The sequence below is a fragment of the Paenibacillus sp. 1SOY10 genome (assembly GCF_056836745.1).
Genome location: NZ_JBXENK010000007.1, coordinates 116,414 through 135,309, shown reverse-complemented (window position 1 = coordinate 135,309; position 18,896 = coordinate 116,414). Strand labels below are relative to the sequence as shown.

Annotated in this window: 16 protein-coding genes; 8 read left to right on the top strand and 8 right to left on the bottom strand. The window is 46.2% G+C overall.

Annotation, left to right across the window (positions count from 1 at the left end; all coding sequences use genetic code 11):
* Positions 1–11 precede the first annotated feature (11 nt).
* The 3 genes from AC1VOR_RS16685 to AC1VOR_RS16675 all read left to right on the top strand — a co-directional run bounded on the left by AC1VOR_RS16685 (position 12) and on the right by AC1VOR_RS16675 (position 4,248).
* The gene (locus AC1VOR_RS16685) at positions 12–1,571 is read left to right on the top strand and encodes a glycoside hydrolase family 3 protein (RefSeq protein ID WP_482619397.1); all 1,560 of its coding nucleotides are present in this window, start codon (positions 12–14) and stop codon (positions 1,569–1,571) included.
* A gap of 70 nt (positions 1,572–1,641) precedes the next feature.
* Positions 1,642–2,811, top strand: a complete 1,170-nt coding sequence (locus AC1VOR_RS16680; RefSeq protein ID WP_482619395.1) for an ROK family transcriptional regulator — start codon at positions 1,642–1,644, stop codon at positions 2,809–2,811.
* A 75-nt stretch (positions 2,812–2,886) separates the two neighbouring features.
* Entirely contained in the window at positions 2,887–4,248 is a 1,362-nt protein-coding gene (locus tag AC1VOR_RS16675) for a carbohydrate binding domain-containing protein (protein ID WP_482619393.1), read from the top strand.
* Positions 4,249–4,328: 80 nt separating this feature from the next.
* Here the strand turns inward: AC1VOR_RS16675 and AC1VOR_RS16670 are convergent, their stop codons facing one another.
* From AC1VOR_RS16670 to AC1VOR_RS16640, 7 genes are all read right to left on the bottom strand, one after another.
* The gene (locus AC1VOR_RS16670; RefSeq protein WP_482619392.1) at positions 4,329–5,693 is read right to left on the bottom strand and encodes an alpha-L-fucosidase; all 1,365 of its coding nucleotides are present in this window, start codon (positions 5,691–5,693) and stop codon (positions 4,329–4,331) included.
* 25 nt (positions 5,694–5,718) lie between these two features.
* Entirely contained in the window at positions 5,719–6,603 is an 885-nt protein-coding gene (locus tag AC1VOR_RS16665) for a carbohydrate ABC transporter permease (protein WP_482619390.1), read from the bottom strand.
* Between the two features lie 18 nt (positions 6,604–6,621).
* Positions 6,622–7,521, bottom strand: coding sequence for an ABC transporter permease (locus tag AC1VOR_RS16660; RefSeq protein WP_482619389.1), 900 nt, complete (start codon positions 7,519–7,521; stop codon positions 6,622–6,624).
* Between the two features lie 94 nt (positions 7,522–7,615).
* Positions 7,616–9,304: an extracellular solute-binding protein gene (locus AC1VOR_RS16655; RefSeq protein WP_482619387.1), complete on the bottom strand. Its 1,689-nt coding sequence runs from the start codon at positions 9,302–9,304 to the stop codon at positions 7,616–7,618.
* A gap of 126 nt (positions 9,305–9,430) precedes the next feature.
* The gene (locus tag AC1VOR_RS16650; RefSeq protein ID WP_482619386.1) at positions 9,431–11,101 is read right to left on the bottom strand and encodes a response regulator; all 1,671 of its coding nucleotides are present in this window, start codon (positions 11,099–11,101) and stop codon (positions 9,431–9,433) included.
* A complete protein-coding gene (locus AC1VOR_RS16645) occupies positions 11,094–12,848 on the bottom strand; it encodes a cache domain-containing sensor histidine kinase (protein ID WP_482619384.1) in 1,755 nt (584 codons plus the stop codon). The genes AC1VOR_RS16650 and AC1VOR_RS16645 overlap by 8 nt, the downstream gene beginning before the upstream one ends.
* 103 nt (positions 12,849–12,951) lie before the next feature.
* The gene (locus AC1VOR_RS16640; protein WP_482619383.1) at positions 12,952–13,608 is read right to left on the bottom strand and encodes a GntR family transcriptional regulator; all 657 of its coding nucleotides are present in this window, start codon (positions 13,606–13,608) and stop codon (positions 12,952–12,954) included.
* Positions 13,609–13,887: 279 nt separating this feature from the next.
* On the opposite strand from AC1VOR_RS16640, the gene AC1VOR_RS16635 reads away from it, so the two are divergent.
* Genes AC1VOR_RS16635 through AC1VOR_RS16615 form a run of 5 tightly spaced genes read left to right on the top strand, consistent with a single transcriptional unit; the run spans position 13,888 to position 18,009 of the window.
* The gene (locus AC1VOR_RS16635) at positions 13,888–14,811 is read left to right on the top strand and encodes a phosphate/phosphite/phosphonate ABC transporter substrate-binding protein (RefSeq protein ID WP_482619382.1); all 924 of its coding nucleotides are present in this window, start codon (positions 13,888–13,890) and stop codon (positions 14,809–14,811) included.
* A 4-nt stretch (positions 14,812–14,815) separates the two neighbouring features.
* The gene (gene phnC / locus AC1VOR_RS16630; RefSeq protein WP_482619380.1) at positions 14,816–15,640 is read left to right on the top strand and encodes a phosphonate ABC transporter ATP-binding protein; all 825 of its coding nucleotides are present in this window, start codon (positions 14,816–14,818) and stop codon (positions 15,638–15,640) included.
* The gene (phnE, locus tag AC1VOR_RS16625) at positions 15,633–16,433 is read left to right on the top strand and encodes a phosphonate ABC transporter, permease protein PhnE (protein WP_482619378.1); all 801 of its coding nucleotides are present in this window, start codon (positions 15,633–15,635) and stop codon (positions 16,431–16,433) included. The genes phnC and phnE overlap by 8 nt, the downstream gene beginning before the upstream one ends.
* Positions 16,434–16,452: 19 nt before the next feature.
* The gene (locus AC1VOR_RS16620) at positions 16,453–17,235 is read left to right on the top strand and encodes a PhnE/PtxC family ABC transporter permease (RefSeq protein ID WP_482619376.1); all 783 of its coding nucleotides are present in this window, start codon (positions 16,453–16,455) and stop codon (positions 17,233–17,235) included.
* Positions 17,236–17,253: 18 nt separating this feature from the next.
* Entirely contained in the window at positions 17,254–18,009 is a 756-nt protein-coding gene (locus tag AC1VOR_RS16615) for a tyrosine-protein phosphatase (RefSeq protein WP_482619374.1), read from the top strand.
* Here AC1VOR_RS16615 and AC1VOR_RS16610 read toward each other — a convergent pair.
* Complete coding sequence (locus AC1VOR_RS16610; protein ID WP_482619372.1) at positions 17,985–18,689, bottom strand: helix-turn-helix domain-containing protein; 705 nt, start codon at positions 18,687–18,689, stop codon at positions 17,985–17,987. The genes AC1VOR_RS16615 and AC1VOR_RS16610 overlap by 25 nt on opposite strands.
* Positions 18,690–18,896 lie beyond the last annotated feature (207 nt).

Genomic DNA, 18,896 nt, shown 5'->3' with positions numbered 1-18,896 from the left:
GTTCTATATTTATGAAAGTCAATAACGAAGATATGGCTACAATAAAGCTTAGTTTACGGGAAAAAGTAGGCAAAATGTGTGTGATTGGAGTGCCTTCATTGCAGGCCGGAGCATCATTTCAGGGTCGGCAGCAAGCGTACGGGTTTGGCGGCGTGGGTATTTTTCCGCATAACATTAACACAGAATCGCAGGTGCAGCAGCTCGTTGCAGAATTTCATAACCTGCATGAAGCACAGGGTGAACCGAGTCCCTACTACATTTCAGTAGATGAAGAGGGCGGGAGCTTATCTAATTTCAAGGCCTTCTACCCTTACATTCCCGGCAATCGGGCGATCGCATCCAGCGGTGATCCGGAAGCGGCCTATATGCAGGGACAAATTATCGGAAGCCAATTGCATGCACTTGGCATTCCGATGGACTGGGCGCCTGTACTGGACGTGAATACTAACATTAACAATCCCGTGATTGGGGTCAGATCCTATGGGGAGGACCCGGAGACGGTAGGCAAGTATGGTCAAGCCTTTATTCGTGGTATGCATGAGGCCGGGGTTGCGGTCACGGCCAAGCATTTTCCCGGGCATGGACAGGTTAGCGGGGATTCCCACTATGTCTTGCCTGAATGTCCGCTCACGTTGGAGGAGCTGGGCAAGGGGCCGCTGTTGCCATTTATAGATGCGATTAAATCCGGCGTAGATTCGATCATGATGGGACATCTGGTATTTCCTAATATTCCCGAGTCCCATGGGCTTCCGGCTTCGCTAAGTCCCTTTTTTGTTCAGGAACTGCTTCGCGGGCAATTAGGCTATGAGGGGGTGATTTGTACCGACGATGTGGAGATGGGGGCGATTAAGGACAATTATTCGCCAGAGGAGATTGGTGTTATGGCGGCAAAAGCCGGGGTGGACCAAATTTTGATGTGTCATACGCCGGAATTTCAAGAGCGTGTCATCGCGGGGATTGTCGAGGCCGTCCAGCGGGGAGAGATATCGGAAGAGCAAATTGATCAGTCCATCGCCAGAATCAGACGCCTGCATCAGTCATTTGAACGATATCAGCTTGCAGCAAAGCCGCTTCCTCGCGAGGCATGGGAGTCAGAGGCTCTAAAGCTGGCTAGCCGAACGGTCGTCGTGGAACGTGATCCGCAGCGATTGCTTCCTATGAACAGGAGCCAACGTTATCTGTTGATTTTGCCGAAGCAAGAGAAGTTGACCGTCGCCGATAATTCTAGCGATTCCGAGATGATTCTTGCTCGGTTATTAGAAGAAGCAGGCTTTCAGGTGCACTTAAGCACATGCTCGCTAGACCCTCAGACGGAAGAGATCACGGACCTCACTGAACAATCACAGGATTATGATTGCATCATTCAGGGAACGTTGAATGCGCATCTGTTCGGTGGGCAGGTGACTTTGGCCCGACAATTGGAGGCTACCCATAAGCCATTATTACATCTGATCTTAAGAAATCCTTATGATGTAGACTGCCTTTCGAAGGCTGCGGGAGTTGTCATGGTCGGCTCTACCTCAGACTATTCGATCAAGGCATTAACCCGAATTCTCGTAGGGGAAGCTTGATCAGTATAAATGTTAGATTTAGAAAAATATGATAAAATAAAGGCATCATTGCAAGAAGAGAAGGGGTATTATGGCTGTGACGATGAAAGGTAACCTTCAGCTAATGAAGGAAATAAATACCGCAACCATACTTAATTTGCTTCACCGCAAGCAGCGACTGTCCAGAGCGGAGATTACAAAGATAACGCGTCTCAGTGCTACGACAGTATCGGGCCTTGTGGAGGAACTCATTGCTGACAATATGGTCGAGGAAGCCGGGGAGCAATCCATGGTTGGCGCCGGCCGCAGGGCTATGAGCCTGCAAATTAAGCCCAATGGCGGTTACGTGTTGGGCGTCTCCGTCGGGAATACCTGGCTAGTATGTGCTGTATTTAATTTAATTGGTGAGAAGATATCAGAGTATAAGATTGAAGTCCGTACAGGGAATGAGGCAATCATTGGTCAGATCGATGCTTCCATTCAAGCCTGTATAGCGAAGGTGCCTGGCCTCAAGCTGGAGCTGGTCAAAGGGATTGGAATTGCGGTTCCAGGCATTATTAATGAGTCGGGCGAGGTTATTACACTTTCTAATTTTCTGAAAATTAAAGATTTAAATGTGAAGAGCGAGCTTTCGAGCAAATATCCAGACATTCCGTTCCAGGTGACTAATGATTCCAATGCTGCTGCCTTTGCCGAGATGCATGGCGGAGCTGGCGAGAACAGAAACCACTTACTGTATTTGACGATTAATGAGGGTATTGGTTCCGGCCTGGTGCTGAACAAAGAAATATTCTCCGGATACATGGGCGCCGTTGGCGAAATTGCTCATATCCCGATTAACTCCAGTGGTGGGAGCATCGAGACAGTAATTACAACCCCCTTTATTATCGAGCGCTGCAAGCAGGAAGCCAAGGCAATCGGGGTAAAAGTTCCAGACTCGATGGAAGATATCCTGCGAAGATATGAAGCCGGAGAAGAATGGCTCCAGCCCATATTCAAGCAAATTTTGTATGTGACGACGCTGCTGGTGGCGACGGTGGTTAATTTTATCAGTCCAGAGATAGTGGTGATTGAAGGTTGGATGATTGATTCGGAACTGTTCTTCGAGAAGCTACGTGATAATCTCGTACAATTCCCGTTCCCGCTGCCATTTGCACCTGAGCGCTTGATCGCTTCTTCTTATAGAGAAGAGGGCTCTTTGCACGGCTCGGCGACACTGATGCTACAGAAGTTATTCAAAGCCCCTTCCGTATTACAGTAAGGGTGCGGAGTTCTGTATAGGGTTGAATAAATATTTTGTCCATTGAACCAAATAAATAGGAAAGAAGGCGAAGGGATGAAAACGAACGTAGTTGGAAGAGTGCTGAAGGTTTGGGTGGCCTTGTTGTTACTGATTGGCGTATTGCCTGTCATGAAGAGTTATGCGGCAGGGACTAATCTAGTGACTAACGGAGGCTTCGAGTCGAATTTGGCGTCCTGGTCCAATTGGGACGGGGTAGCCACGGTGACTTCCCCTGTGTACGAAGGAAGCCGGGCGGCACGGTTAGGCACGGGCGAAAGCGGCGCAGGCCAGATTATTGACGGAATTACGCCCTCCACCAAATATGAACTTTCCGGGGTGGGACGGGTAAGTGTCACGGGAGAGACAGCGATCCTTGGCGTTGATTGTCTGGATGTCAACGGGGTTAGATTGGCCGGCGGGAAGTTTGAATCGTTTTATACGACCACGGCTTATACATCCAAGACGTTGACCTTCACGACAATCCCGGGTACAGCCAAACTTCAAGTGTACATCTACAAAAATCCCAATATTGGCGGGTATGGCTATATAGACGAGATCTCCCTCACTGCAGCTACCCCGGATAGTGGCACTGGCGGGGGAACGAAAGCGCTCTGGGTATGGGAATTGTCGGACTTGGCTACTTCTGCAGCACGTTCTGAACTGATTCAATTCTCATTATCTAAAGGTATTAACATGCTTTACGTAAATACGGGAACCAATCTGACGACGAATCCCGGCCACTATCGTGCGCTCATAGCACAGGCACATGCTAACGATATGCAGGTAGAAGCCCTAGATGGTCAGTCGGATTGGGTGCGAGCGGAGAACCATTCTATTCCGCTTGGCCGATTGCAGGATGTGATTGATTACAATGCGGCTTCTGCGGTGAACGAACGATTTGACGGGGTTCATCACGATAATGAACCTTACACCTTGCCCGATTGGTCTACGAATAGACAAGGATTAAGTGTAGATTATCTTAACTTGGCAGCGAAGTCCCAGCAGCTACTGACCAATAGCGGTTCTTCCATGACCTTCTCGGGGGATATTCCGTTCTGGTATGATACGTTCTCAATTACTCATAACGGGGTAACCAAGGAAATGCATAAGCATGTTCAGGATGTTATGGACTATGTAACGATCATGGATTACCGCGATTTTGCCGAAGGGCCGGATGGCATTATCCAGAACGGACAGAATGAGGTCGACTATGGTAGCACCATTGGCAAGAAGGTGGTCATTGGAGTAGAGACCTACGATGTACCGGGCGATCCGGAGTTTGTGACCTTCTACCAGGAGGGTGAGGCCTATATGAATCAGGAGCTGGAAAAGGTAGATGCTTATTTTACCGGCTCTGACGGATACGGCGGGCTAGCCATCCATTACTACACCACTTATAAGAACATGCTGCCTTAATACGTGACATTAGCAGAAAGAAGCCAATTTCCGTCATTCACGGGAATTGGCTTCTTCTATATAACATCATGTTCCTATGATTACTGTAACGACAGACGAAATACTAGTGCAATAGGGGCTGCATCCTGAAACGGAATCTCATCCGGAAGAGATACTTCAACCCCTTCCTCTGTAGGATGGTACTGGAGGTTTTCCATTCCGCTGACAAGATCCACCCTTTGAATTCCGCGGGATAACGGAATGAGAACCTTGCGCTCTAAACGCTCAGCCTCTTGATAGAGAGCGAGCGCATAGACATGCTCTGTGCCCCGGGTGAAGAAGAAGCGTCCACTGGCATGTACATCATGTATTCGGGTCCCATAGATGGCCTCCCCATGTAACCCCAGCCATTGCCCCAGTCCCTTGATTCGGTCAATGGCTGGTGCAGGTAATCGACCGTCGGGCTGCGGGCCGACATTTAGCGCGAGATTGCCCCCTTTGGCGACCGTTTCAATCAGCAGATGAACCAACTCACGTACCGATTTGTACTGGTCCTCATATTTGAAGGAGAAAGAAGTGCCCATCGTAATGCAGCTTTCCCACGGAATATCCATCGGTTGCTCAGGAACGGTCTGCTCCGGAGTTACAATATTTTCATAGGCTCCTCCTACCGTACGGTCGGCTGTCAGCAGCCAGGGCTGGTGCTGGCGCATCCGGTCCACCAGTTCACCGAGCCTGATATCCTGCTTGCGCTCTCCGCCGCGAACCCACCCGGCATCAAGCCACAATAGATCAATCCGCCCATAACGGGTAAGTAACTCTTCTAGTTGACGATGGGTGAACTGGACAAATTGCTCCCAAAGCCAAGGCTGCTTCTCTGGATCATAGGAGGGTCCACGCCACATGAAGTCGCCACGCTCCATCCCAGGTGCCCAATAGTAGGGAGTGTGCCAATCCGCCTTGGAGAAGTAGGCAGAAATAGCCAGTCCTTTGGCGCGAAAGGCATTGAACAGCTCCCGGCAAATATCCGCATATTGATGAAGGTGAAATGGAGTATCTTGTCCTGTAATCCGGTAGTTGGTCGTATGAGTATCCCACATGCAGAAGCCATCATGATGCTTGGTCGTGAACGTCAAATATTTGAAGCCACCCTCGGCGGCTAGCTCCGCCCATGCCTCTGGTTGAAAACGGATGGGATTAAACGTCCGGTTCAAATCGAAATACTCTCGCTTGAAGCTGGTCATATCCGTGGTCCAATCCACGTCATCCCGTGACCAGATGCCATCCTCATCACTGAGCGCCCAGGACTCCACCAGACCGATCTGGGAATAAGGGCCCCAGTGCATCATCAACCCCAGCTTCTGATCCTTGAACCATTCCAGCCGCTCTAACAGCAGTGGGTCGTCCGGCTTGACCCAACTGGATTCCGAACTATAATGGTGTACCCCTTCCAGCAATTCACTCATATCTCGATCCCTCCAGATTCCTCAGCTATTCCTTCACACTGCCCATAACGATCCCTTTAACGAAGAAGCGCTGGAGGAACGGATAAACACACAGGATCGGCAGAGCTCCGATGAAGATTTGAGCAGCCTTGAAGGTACGATTGGATACCTCCGCCAGCATGGCGGCCTGATCAGCGGTTACCTTGGTCAGATTCTCCTGCACAATGACGGTCTGCAAGTAACTGGAGAGCGGGTATTTCTCCGGCGTGTTCATCAGCAGCAAACCATCGAACCATTCATTCCACTGGCCAACGACCGTGAACAGGGTCACTGTAGCCATGGCAGGCAGGGAGAGGGGGGCGTATATTTTCCATAGACTGGTCATATAACCGCCACCATCGATGAAGCTGGCTTCCTCCAGCTCTTTGGGGAGCCCCCGGAAGAAGTTAAGCAGCAGGATGACATTGAATACGGCTACCGCGCCCGGGATGACAAGTGCCCAAAGGGTGTCGATCAATCCCGTATCACGAATGGTCATATACCTAGGAATCAAACCGCCGGAGAACAGCGTAGTGAACACGAAGAACCAGGCGTATTGCGTCCGAAAGGCAAAGTCTTTCGATTCCTTGGACAAGGGATAGGCGATCAGCAGCGTAAGCAACATACTGATGCTCGTGCCCAGTACGACACGCTGTACGGTAATCCACATGGCCTTCAGAAATTGCGGTTTGGTGAGCACATATTCATAAGAGCTAAGCGTGAAGTCGACCGGCCACAGCCCGACCATTCCTGCGGTTGCCGGTCCTTTGGAACTGAACGATAGAGCGAGAATATGGACCATGGGCAGAACACAAAGCAGCCCGAGTGCAATCAGAAAGGTATAGTTGCAGGCCATAAAAATTTTGCGACTAAGTGATGGTTTGATATGCATGCCCTAGTTCCTCCCCGATTAAAATATTCTGTAATTAGCGAATTTGGACGCCAAAGCATAAGAGGTGGTAATAAACACGAGTGAAACGATAGATTTGAAAAAGCCGACGGCTGTACCCACACCATATTGTGCGTTCTGCATCCCGATGCGGTAAATGAAGGTATCCAGGACATCGCCGCTCTCATAGACCTGCGGACTATACAGGTTGAATACCTGGTCGAAGCCGGCGTTCAGCACATTCCCCAGGGAGAGTGTAGCCATCAGGATGACGATGGGCATCATTCCCGGCAGGGTGATGTGAAGCGTTTGCTTCCAGCGACTGGCACCATCTACGGTGGCCGCTTCATACAAACTCGGATTGATCGAGGACAAGGCCGCGAGATATACGATGGTGCTGAACCCGAATTCCTTCCAGATATCGCTCATGACCAGGGTATAAGGGAACCATTTATTGCTTCCCAGAAAGAAGATCGGTTCAACGCCAAACCAGCCCAGCACCTGATTCACAATCCCGTTGGTGGGAGATAAGATATCGATCAAGATACCGCCGAGAATAACCCAGGACAGGAAGTGGGGCAAGTAAATGAGCGTCTGCACGCCCCGCTTGATCAGTTCGTTGCGAAGTTCATTCAGCAACAGAGAGATGGTGATGGGGGCGATCAGTCCGGCTACAATCTTCATAATCGAGATAAAGATGGTATTCCAGATAATCTGTCCGGTCTCCGGCAGAGCAAATACGTAATGGAAGTTATCAAGCCCAATCCACTTGGAGCCGAACAATCCCTTGAAGGGTGTGAATTTCTGAAAGGCCATTGCAATTCCGACCATGGGCCAATAGCTGTAGATGAGTACCAGAATAATTCCCGGCAAGATCATCAGATGAAGCGGCCATTGACGACGAAATTTTTTGGCGAGCATAGCGGGTCCTCCTTGGGAGTTTTTTTGGGAAAAGAAAGAGGAGAGGGATGAATCGACTCCTCTCCTCCTGAACTAGCGGTTCACTTTGGGTGGTTTATTTGGATGCGTTCCATTCGTTGACTTCTTCCGTGATGGCATCTCCGCCAAGCTTCTTCCAATTGCTTACGAAATCATCGAAGGAATCGGGACTGGCTTCGCCAAGAATGATGCGAACGAAGGTTTCCTGCTCCAGCTTATCCAGCGTAGCCTTCCGGTCGGCCATCGTTTCGGTCGGTGCGCCGACGAAGCTGTTGCTGATCACTTTTTTCTGATCGTTAAGCTCGCGCAACTGTCTCATGGAGCCATCTGGACCATTGGCTACATACCCGGACCAACCGGCTGGATTAGTGCCGTCAAGGAAAGTCTGGAATTCCTTGAACATGATCTTTGTCTCCGAACTGGAGATGGCCGCATCGCTGTTCGTTTTCAAGGCCTCTTCCAACTCCTGCTGACGGATCAAATCCTTATTGGGATTTACGACCTCAACCAGGGAGTATTTGTTCACGCCGATGGATACATCATCAACGATAACTTGACCGTAAGTATCAAATTCAGCTTCATCGCTGTACAATTTTTGATAATAGAGGTTAGCCAGCTTCACGATGACTTCCGGATGCTCATAATCCTTGGTCAGTACATAGTAGTGACTAACGGAGAAGGGCATTTGCACGGTAGCAGTACCGCCGTCTACAGAAGGGATCGGATAGGATTTCCACTTTACACTTTCATCTTCTTTGACCATATCCCAGAACGGCCAGGCCGGATACCAGCTTGGCCCTACGACCATACCGATCTTGTGACTAGTGATGGATTCAAACATTTTAATCGTATCTTTAACCCCGAATTCCGGGTCAATCAGCTTGTTCTTGTACATTTCCTGCAGCTTGGTGAGGGTCTCCTTCACCTCAGGCTGAATGCTGCCATACTCCAGCTTGCCATCCTTCTCGATCCAAATCCCGGGGTAGGCTTCGAAAGAGTTGAACAACCCGAGGGAAGTGGTAGCGATTCCGATATCTTTGGTCAATCCAATGCCATAGGTATCCGATTTACCGTTGCCGTCAGGGTCCTGGCTTTGGAAGGCCTGAGCAATCGCTACTACATCATCGAAAGATTGAGGTTCTGGCAGGTTCAGCTTCTCCATCCAGTCCTCTCTTACCCAAAGCAGCGGGGCAGAGCCGCCAATCACCGGCTGTGTTGAAGGGATGGCCAGTAATTTTCCATCAAATGTCGCTGAGGGCAGCGCATTATCTTCAATAGACATCAATTCCTTGAGATCATCACTAGCATATTTCTCAAAGGCTTCCGTCAGGTCCGCTAATTGCCCGGCATCCGCCAATTGTCTTAGCTGCTCTTCATTAACTTCCATAAAATCGGGCAAGTCGTTGGAGGCGATCGCAATGTTGACCTTGGATTCATATTGCTCCTGGCCTGTAACAATCCATTTATGATTTACGTTAATACCTAAGCTTTTGTAGAAATCCATCCAGACATTGTTGTTAATGTCATGTCCATTCGGGAATTTGGTTGATTCACTAACATAGCGAATGACACTTAGTTCGATTGGAGAATCGTATTTGCCAAAGGGATCGGTATTCCCTTCGTTGGCAACGCTTTCATTATTACTTCCACTGTCTGCAGCTCCTTGATTAGATGCAGCATTGTTGTCCTTGCCGCAGGCGCTTAATACTAGCGAGAAAGCCATGATCATAACCAGCATACTTAAACCCAGCTTGCTTTTCTTCATGTGTACCCTCCTCAAGAATCTGCTAGATATTGCTTATTTCCTCAAGCGTTGTTTCTCTTCTCTTTAAATTATAGAGAGCACCTCAAGCTCGATCTACTTCAAGCTTTTTACATTCCTATCTTCCGTTTACGTATTTTTTAGCTCTCGATACTCCTGAGGAGTCAAATGGGTAGCTTTTTTGAAGAAACGATAAAAATAAGGCGGCGAAATGAAACCAACGGAAGCGGCGACCTCATGAATTTTAATGTTGGTGCTGCTGAGCAATTCTTTCGCTTTGGCTAATCTGGCTGCTGTAATCGATTCGGACAAGCCTTCTCCTGTAATTTGCTTGTACAAGCGAGACAAATAGGAGGGGTTGTGTCCCACCATCTCTCCGATCTGGGTTAAGGACAAATCGCCAGCCAGATTGTGCTCAATGTAATGGTTGACCTTAATGATGACCTCGTGTTGCTGCTCGTATTTGTTCTGTTCCTTGTGGGAGAAGATCAGGTCTGATAATTGCCGAAGAAAAGCGCAAGCAGCTTCCCAGGATTCATGTGCCTTGAACTCAGTCAGCTCATCAAAATTAATCTGCTTCGTTCCACATACCTCCTGGAACTCGACGATATGGGGAATGAATACGGCAACCAATTCGTAATATATTTCCATTCGCAGCAAGAATTCATAACTTCCCGAGGAGGTGTCTGCTACATTCGTCACCTCAGTAAGCAGCGTATAAAATTCCTCCTTCTCCCCGTTATCCAGGCAGCCACGGAGCAGTTCGATTCTCTTCAAATGAATTCGCGAACGCGCCTTCATGCCGGGCTCTACCGCAGGTTGTACTTCGAGCGCTGTCTCGACGAGCAGTGATTCATGGCCAATGCCCAGACCGCTGCTCAATAGCTCGCGAAGGGTCTCCAGCTTGGAGGGAAGCTGCTTCCATGACACCCATTCATTAGAAGCGGCGAATGAGGTTTTAAGTTTCAGCAATGTTCGGCATTCCATTTGAATTTGTTCCAGTGTCCCGTGAACAAAGCGGGTTACCCGTTTAACGGCTTCCTCATGGCTTTCGCCAACCTCCAGTTCACCTTCACGATATTGGAGCAGCCACACCATCTTGGCTCGGTCGTACTCCACCGCGATATAAGACACCATAGGACTGAGCAATTCGCTCATAATGTTCTCGATGGCATACAGGTAGAGAGAACGCATCCCCAGGGAGTCCTGGTCATTCCAGGTATCGACCCGACACAACAGCATGAGGGAAGGAAGATCGGCATGAAGTGGCATATCCAGTTCCTCAAAACGCTCATGGATGTTCTGAACCTGCAAATATTCAGGTCCACTTTGCAGCCAGTCAAGGACAAATCTTTTTTGGAGGAAGGGGAGGGCCTTGCGCATATTCTCTTGGGCTTGGCTCACCAGGCTTCCAGCCTCCATATCCTGATCAAGCAGGCGAATGCCTTTCTCTAGTGCCCTCAGCACGGCGTCGTTGCCTTCGGCTTTGAGAATATAGTCAATGCTGCCTCCTCGGGTAGCCACTTGAATATAGGAGAACTGATCATGCCCGGTCAGGAAAATAATTTTGCAATGGGGCCAATAGCGGCGAATTTCCTTCTGGAGGGCCAGGCCGCTCAGTCCAGGCATCTTGATATCGGACAAGACAATATCAATCTTTGTCCGCTTGAGCCAGTTCAAGGCTTCGCTAGCCGAGTAGGATTTATAGACCTCCACTTCAAGCGTTTCAGCGCCTTCACACAGGTCTGCTAATCCATCAACGATATAAGGCTCGTCATCAACAATCAGTAATCTATACATCGTGGCTCGTCCCCTTTTCTGGTGGAAGTCTCATCTCAATCTTCAGCCCACCCAGGCGGCTGCGTGATAATTGCAAGCCTCCGGCTGAACCGAATTTTAGTTGTAAGCGTCTGTGTACATTGAGTAGTCCGGTAACCTCGCTGTTCACCTCAGGACATGCCAGTAACTGGCGTAGTTGCGTCAATTTGTCCTCGGTCAGGGCTTCCCCGTTATCCTCTACACAAATCGATAGGCCCTCGGCATCTTCATACATGTTGATTTCGATGCGTCCATCGGCTTCCTTATCTTCAAGGCCATGCTCGTAGGCATTTTCAATCAAAGGCTGTAGCACAAGTAGGGGTACGGCGTAGCTCGTATAAGCCTCCGGGATAGGCTCCCAGTGAGCCTTGATTCGGTGACGGAAGCGGATGGTCTGAATGTCGACATATGCCTTGGCATGGGCCACTTCAGCTTCCAACGCTACATCATCTGAGGCATTCCGTGTTATGAACTTGAAGTATTCCCCCAAGATTCGGGTGAAGCGGACGATATTCTCGAAGTCATGCATTTCACCCATCTGATGCAAGGTAAAGAAGCTGTTGTAGAGAAAATGCGGATTAATCTGCGATTGGAGTTGCTTCAACTCGAAGCGTTGAGAGCGAATCTTCTGCTCGTAGACTTCATGAATAAGTACCTCAAGTCGTTCGACCATCAGGTTGAACTGCTCATAAAGGTAGCGAAACTCATCATTATGTACATGGGTGAGCTTCACTTGCAGATTACCGATATCAATCTTGCGGAAGGCACGTACCATGCGATGAAGCGGACGATGAATTCGATTGTAAATCCAATAAGAGAATACAATGACGACGATGATGGAGAAGGTGGATAACCCGAATAATATCATCCGGTATTGACTCAGTGGACCAATGAATTCCGATTGCGGCACAAACATGACCAGGTCGGCATTCAAATAATCCGAATGCATGACGCTTGTCCAGTAAGCAGCATTGCCAAGTGATATATTCTCATCATACGACTGCTTGAGCAAGCGGGCCTCTGCCAAGGCTTCTTGATCAACCTTGCTCAGAATTTGGGCTCCAAGCTCTTCCCCTCCGGCGTTGAAGATGGACCAGCCTTGATCGGAGCTGATGATGGCCGCGCCACCACTACCTGTAGCCAGCGTTAACAGAGCTTGCTGTAAATCCGAAATGGAAAGTTCGGTGACAATGACGAAGCCCGGGTCCTTCCCGGAACGTGGATAGTCCGGATTGGCCAGACCGAGGAGCAGCTTGTGATTCCAGCTAAATATCACATTATTCGGCGCATCAATCAATGCAGCAACCTGATTTTCAGGGAGTGGGTCTACGTAAGAGGACTCCTGAATGGTTTTGCTGATTAAGGGGATGTATACTTTGGCAGATTCAATGTATTGATTGGAGCCTTGAAGCAGACGCATCTTATCGTGCAATCGGTTAACAGACTGGAAATATTCCGAGCGGGGCATAGCGGGTGCAATGGTGCTTAGCTTTTGCAGATCAGAGTCCTGGGATAGATTGTTCATCAGCATTTTGGTACTGCTTAATTCCTGCTCCAGTGAGCGCATATAGAAGGTCATCCGGGCCTGAATGGATTGGGTGTTCTTCTCCCGAACATGGTTGGCGCCGGATTCATTAAGTATCATCGCTACAATGTACACGGGGATAATGGCTAACAAGAAGCCCGTAACGAGCTTCGGGTAGATTGAGTTGTTCCATAGACGGCTCATGGGTGCAATCATCCTCCACAGAAGTTCTTGTAGCCGTTTTTCCTGAATGGGACTGACCAGGTCATTTGCTACCAAATAGGAATCGGCCTGGTATAATTGGATACTAGTAACTTTTGTATATTCTTGAATTCAAAATTGATTCGCGGCTATCCAAGTATTTTTGTCTGCATAATTGCTTGGCCTTGGAGTAATCTGAGGAACAAATTGCTTCATAAATCGATGTATTTAGTAGATTGCCAGAATAGTGAATCTGATTAGGGGTTAGCTTCCAATTGACAATACCGAACTGAATCATTTTATCTATTATGGAGTCCATTAATTTGAGCATGACTTGGTTATTTGTGGCATAGACTAAGCTGCGATTGAATGCCATAGCATGATTGATATACGCAATATAATCATTTTCTTGCTCTGCCTTTATTTGCGCATTTAAGTGTATTTGGAGCTCCTCGCTATTTAGTGAGGAGTTTCTCTCGATTACGGTATTTATAGCAAATTCCTGGAGGCACAAAAAAGCCTCCAAAACATCAAAAATCTCCTTTAAAGACAACTCCTTGACAAATATCCCTCTATTTTTGAACGAAGTCACAAATCCCTCTACTTCTAAATGGGCAATAGCACTTCTAATGGGCGTTCTGCTCATACTTAGTGTATCCGCCAGTTCATTTTCGGACAATAAATCCCCGGGCATGTAGTGGGCCGTTATAATTTTTTTTCTGATTTTGCTGTAAGCAACGTCAGCCAAGGATGGAGATGGCATTTTTCATTTCCTTTCCAAAAGAATTAGCAAAATAATCTTATCTTATATTCTAAGCTCATGCAATCCATCATAAAGCGATACACAGACAAGTTTCAACGTTACATTTTTACATAGATATGAATATTTCACTATTCAAAATTTACAATTTCTCGCTATCATTTATAAAATACGAGTTGTATACAACTGCTAAAAAGGAGGATTAGCCGCCGGCTAAAGGATGAAAGGCATATCTTTTGATCAACAGACGGGAGTCCACAATTAAGAGGAGGAAATGTTTTTATGTTACTTAGAAAAATATTACTAATGGCTTTGACTGTAGGTTTGGCAACAGCGATTCTAGCGGCTTGCGGAAATGAAAAGGGCACTTCTTCAAAGGGTGCTGGCTCAGAAATGCCGGACAAAATTACGATTGTGCAAATGCCTGATGAAAACAATCCAGATGCAGGCACCAAAAATGATGCTTTTCGCGAGGCTATGGAAACAACGCTTGGCATAAAGGTAGAGGAGCTAGAGGGCGCTGAATATTCAGTAGGACTTGAAGCTCTGAAGGCTGGCAAACTGGATATTTTGCTCGTCTCCCCTATGAGCTACTATCAGGCTAAAAAAATGGCTGACGTAGATCCGTTGGTTACTACAAAAACAATGGGTGCTGATCCTTATAAAACGGTGTTTGTTACGCAAAAATCAAGAACAGACATTAATTCCCTTGAAGATTTAAAGGGAAAAACATTTGCCTTTGTTGACCCCGCATCCTCGTCTGGTTATATGTATCCCAAAGCTAAATTGCTAGATGCTTTGAAGCTGGACACGGATCAGCTTGAAAATCCGGATTATTTTTTTAAAACAACTGTATTTTCAGGAAAACACGATACAAGCTTAATGGGTGTTGCTAAAGGTGATTACGATGCCGCAGCAGTAGCATTTCAAGTGATTAATACGATGGACAAGGCGGGTTTGATTAACAAGGATGAGCTCAAAATTATTGACGAAACGGCAGAAATTCCAAATGCCTTATATGTCATTAGACAAGATCTGCCACAAGAGCTGAAGGACAAAATCAAGGATTTTTATCTTAAATATGATGATGAAGTCTATTTTCAAACCTTCTATCAAGATCCTGCCACTCGTTTTATAGAAGCAAAGGATTCCGATTATGCTGAAGTGGAAAAGATGGTTAAAATTTTGAAAATAGAGGAGGAATAAGGCTTTGAGTAGTCCGCTATTATCAATTAGAAATTTAAAGAAAACTTATGATAAGCACAAAACATATGCTCTGAATGGCATCGATATTGAGTTTAACGCAGGCGAATTTGTCGTAGTCATCGGTCCATCAGGTGCTGGTAAATCGACATTTATTCGCTGTATCAATCGCATGATTGACTCATCTGCAGGAGAAATTGTATTTGATGGAGTTCATATGGAGCAAGTTAAAGGCCGTTCCTTAAAGATGCAGCGGGCTAACATCGGTATGATTTTTCAGCACTACAATTTGATTGATAGAGTGAATGTAATTAAAAATGTATTGTATGGACGCTTGGGTAAAATGTCTCTTTTTCGCAGTACATTGGGGTTATATAGTGCGGAAGACAAGCGTGAAGCCTATGCTTTGCTCAAAAAGGTTGGTCTTGAAGAGCATATTTATAAAAGAGCGTCTGCCCTTTCGGGGGGGCAGATGCAACGGGTAGGCATCTGCAGAGCGATTGTGCAAGAGCCCAAATTGCTGCTGGCTGATGAGCCGATAGCCTCGTTAGATCCGCAATCTGCAAATATTGTAATGGATCAGATTAAAGAAATTACGACTGAAAGAAATCTGACGTGCATCGTTAACCTACACCAGGTTGATTTTGCCAAAAAATATGCAAGTCGAATTGTAGGGATAAAGGATGGCTTAGTAGTGTTTGACGGCAAGCCAACTGAACTAACCGAAGATATGATTGCCCATATTTATAAAGGAAAAGAAGAACAAATGACGTTAGCTTCCCAGCAGCACCAAGTTGAACTTAGCGATAAGGAAGTATCTTCATATGCGTAATAAAGTTGAAAATGCGGAAGTAGCCTTATCAACAGCAAATCGTTGGAAAACAAGTGTAATTATTTTGCTTGTTGCAGCTGTCATTATCGGCGCATTTATTTTACTGGAAATTAATCCGTGGTCAGCGCTTGTTGCTGTGCCTGAATTTATCGCATTTTTTGTTAATAATTTTTTGCCGCCCAATTTTGGCAATATCAATAAGTATGTGCCGTTAATTGTCGACACTATTTTATTTGCCGTTGTGGGAACCTATATCTCTGCTGTGCTAGGGTTGTTATTTGGCATATTACTCTCCGAACAAACGAATAGATTTGCTTGGCTGAGGTTCACTGTTCGGTTTGTTCTATCGTTTCTTCGCAATGTGCCTGTATTGGCATGGGCAGCACTTCTTGTGTATATATTCGGCATTGGCAATATGGTAGGGCTGATTGCTCTGATTTTGGCAACGTTAGGTTTTCTGGCGCGTTCTTATTCAGAATCTATTAATGAAATTGCAGGCTCTAAGCTTGAAGCCCTGAAGGCTTGTGGTGCATCTTATTGGCAAATTATTATTCACGGGCTTATCCCTCAATTTATACCCGCCTGGATTAACTGGACTTTATTTTCCTTTGAAATCAATATGAGAGCATCTGCTATTTTGGGAATGGTAGGAGCCGGAGGGATCGGGATTATGATCCAGACCAATATGAGATTGTTCAAATATCATGAAGCTCTCTCATTAATTATTATTCTTGCTGCTATGGTTCTTATTACCGAATACTGCACAAATAAGCTGCGTAAATTGATTCACTAAGGGAGAGAGGAGGCAGAGAATGAATACGACGGTTAAATTGTCAAGAACGAAGGACAAAATCAGAACAGTTAGCATTGCTATTGCTTTAATCGCTCTTTTTTATGTTAGCTTTATGTCCTTGGATCTGGATATTGGTAAATTTATTACACGTATTGGTGATGCAGGAACCGTACTAAGTAAATTAATGACGATCGACTTGAGCAATATTGGTCCGATTTTATTAGCGATGTTGGCATCAGCGGCAATCGCAATTTGTGGATTGTTTATTGGCTTGATTATTGCCATCATTTTATCATTTTTATCAGCTAGCAATATCACCCCGAATGGAATCTTAGCAGCGTTTATTAAAGGAAGTGTTGCCGTTATTCGAGCCGTGCCTGCCTTAGTATGGATTTTGATGGTCGTGGCAAGTCTTGGCTTCGGCAGTACAGCCGGAATGATTGGGTTAATTATTTCAACAGTAGGCTACCTGACCAAAGCATTCACAGCTAGCATTGAGGAACAGGGTTCACATATTATTGAGGCGCTCAAAACAACAGGAGCAGGCTGGGTTTTAATTGTAATTAAAGGCTTGCTTCCCAGCGTAATTAGACCGTTTATGTCATGGACAGCTATTAAGCTGGAAATTGGTATTGCAGAATCTATTAATCTAGGGATGGTAGGCGTAGCAGGTATCGGAAGTATGTTAATGAAGTCGCTAGGCAGATATGATTATGCCGCTATTTCTACGACGATTATTGTTATATTTATTAGCATGCTGATCGTAGAGATTTTTGTGAATCGATTGAAAAAATTGATCTAAAGGAGTCTATAGGTAACTATGAAGAATATGGTTCATCTACCTTTGAAAAATGCTTTTAACGTAAGAGAATTGGGCGGATATCCGACAAAAGACGGGCAGGTAACTATGTATTGCTGCTTCCTACGCGGGGATGATTTATCAGCATTAGATCAGCAAGATATCGATTTTTTATTAAATTATGGTCTAACCTCAGTTGTAGATTTACGAAGTGCTATAGAGCTTGATAGTCATCCTGATGCCTTAGCGGCCGTTAGCCCAATTAACTATATTAATATCCCCTTGGTTGGATCTGATGCAGTAAACCCTGATCTTACAAAAGCGAGAACAATACTTCCAGAACAATTTATTATGGACTTTTATCTGGAAATTCTTAAAAGTGCAACGGCCGCTATTAAACAGGTTTTTGAATTTATGGCGGCACAGGAAGGATGCGTGTTGTTTCATTGTGCAGCAGGCAAGGATAGAACCGGTATTATCGCGATGTTATTGCTTGGCTTAGCGGGTGTTAGTAAACCGGATATTATTGCTAACTATATCGTTACAGAGGTATATATTAAAGAAAATCCAATACTGCAACAGTATCAAGAAGATTTACCATTGGAGCTAATGCAATCCAAGCCAGCGTATATTGAGACTATGCTTGATTATATATTGTCTACGTTTGGAAGTTTTGAAGGTTATCTAATGCATATTAACTTAACGCAAGAGACGCTGTTGCTTGTTAAAAATAAACTTGTTGCAGAAACATTTCAAGTCACAGACAGCATGTTATAGAGCTTCATTTTGCGGATATCGTCCTTGGAGATCTTCAATTCGTTAATCAATTCCTTTGTTTCGTCCAAGGGAGTCTTCGAGAATAACATCTTCAGCGCGATAGGCATGAAGGGACGGAACGATACACCGGACATCAGTCCCCACTTCTGCTCCGATTCCAGAAAGGAAGCCAGAATATGAATCGTGAGCTTCTCCAGGGGCGTTGCCTGATTCGTCAGGATCAGCGTGGTTAGTGTGTCATAGTGCACGGTGTAGCCGGAATATGAATTCTCGCATTGCAGATAATGCTCGAAATCCTTGACGTTCATGTATAGCAGCGTTTTGTAGCCGCCGCCTTCTGTTTCGGCCATCATATCCACCACACATCGGACCAGCTTATTAATTCGTCCATCGTAGAAGTAGGAATAGAAGCGCGTGGAATTGCGGAAGAAGCTGGCCGGGAGGCTTGGGGTAAGCGGCGCGGGAGTACGCGGCTCCATGTACAGCAGTTGCTCTACCTGTACATTCAACGCCTTGGCAATGGCGTATAACGTCTCCACATCCAAGGTAATGCTGCCGCGTTCATATTTGGATACGGTGGCCTTGCTCTTGAATATCAAAGTGGCCAAATCCTCCACCGAAAGTCCCTTATACTTGCGAATACTCCGAATTTTCTTGCCAATCTCCTCATTAATCTGCACGATCGGTAACCACTCCTTTAGAGCTGTTTCGTTAGAATACACTAAACTGCAAAAAAACACATACATTGATTTTTTTCATGATTATAGCATGTTTTTCATTGTTAAGTGTATTTAAAAGAAACAAATGTGAGGTTTTGTTTCTTATGACGACATTATTGTCTCGTGAGGCGATCCAGGGAATATGGAATAATGACTGTAAGAGATTTG

Coding starts and splice junctions, on each gene's coding strand:
- AC1VOR_RS16660 (WP_482619389.1), bottom strand. CDS start 7,521: ATGCTCGCCAAAAAATTTCGTCGTCAATGGCCGCTTCATCTGATGATC.
- AC1VOR_RS16680 (WP_482619395.1), top strand. CDS start 1,642: ATGGCTGTGACGATGAAAGGTAACCTTCAGCTAATGAAGGAAATAAAT.
- AC1VOR_RS16650 (WP_482619386.1), bottom strand. CDS start 11,101: ATGTATAGATTACTGATTGTTGATGACGAGCCTTATATCGTTGATGGA.
- AC1VOR_RS16635 (WP_482619382.1), top strand. CDS start 13,888: ATGTTACTTAGAAAAATATTACTAATGGCTTTGACTGTAGGTTTGGCA.
- AC1VOR_RS16675 (WP_482619393.1), top strand. CDS start 2,887: ATGAAAACGAACGTAGTTGGAAGAGTGCTGAAGGTTTGGGTGGCCTTG.
- AC1VOR_RS16665 (WP_482619390.1), bottom strand. CDS start 6,603: ATGCATATCAAACCATCACTTAGTCGCAAAATTTTTATGGCCTGCAAC.
- AC1VOR_RS16615 (WP_482619374.1), top strand. CDS start 17,254: ATGAAGAATATGGTTCATCTACCTTTGAAAAATGCTTTTAACGTAAGA.
- AC1VOR_RS16645 (WP_482619384.1), bottom strand. CDS start 12,848: ATGAGCCGTCTATGGAACAACTCAATCTACCCGAAGCTCGTTACGGGC.
- phnE (WP_482619378.1), top strand. CDS start 15,633: ATGCGTAATAAAGTTGAAAATGCGGAAGTAGCCTTATCAACAGCAAAT.
- AC1VOR_RS16655 (WP_482619387.1), bottom strand. CDS start 9,304: ATGAAGAAAAGCAAGCTGGGTTTAAGTATGCTGGTTATGATCATGGCT.
- AC1VOR_RS16670 (WP_482619392.1), bottom strand. CDS start 5,693: ATGAGTGAATTGCTGGAAGGGGTACACCATTATAGTTCGGAATCCAGT.
- AC1VOR_RS16640 (WP_482619383.1), bottom strand. CDS start 13,608: ATGCCATCTCCATCCTTGGCTGACGTTGCTTACAGCAAAATCAGAAAA.
- AC1VOR_RS16620 (WP_482619376.1), top strand. CDS start 16,453: ATGAATACGACGGTTAAATTGTCAAGAACGAAGGACAAAATCAGAACA.
- AC1VOR_RS16685 (WP_482619397.1), top strand. CDS start 12: ATGAAAGTCAATAACGAAGATATGGCTACAATAAAGCTTAGTTTACGG.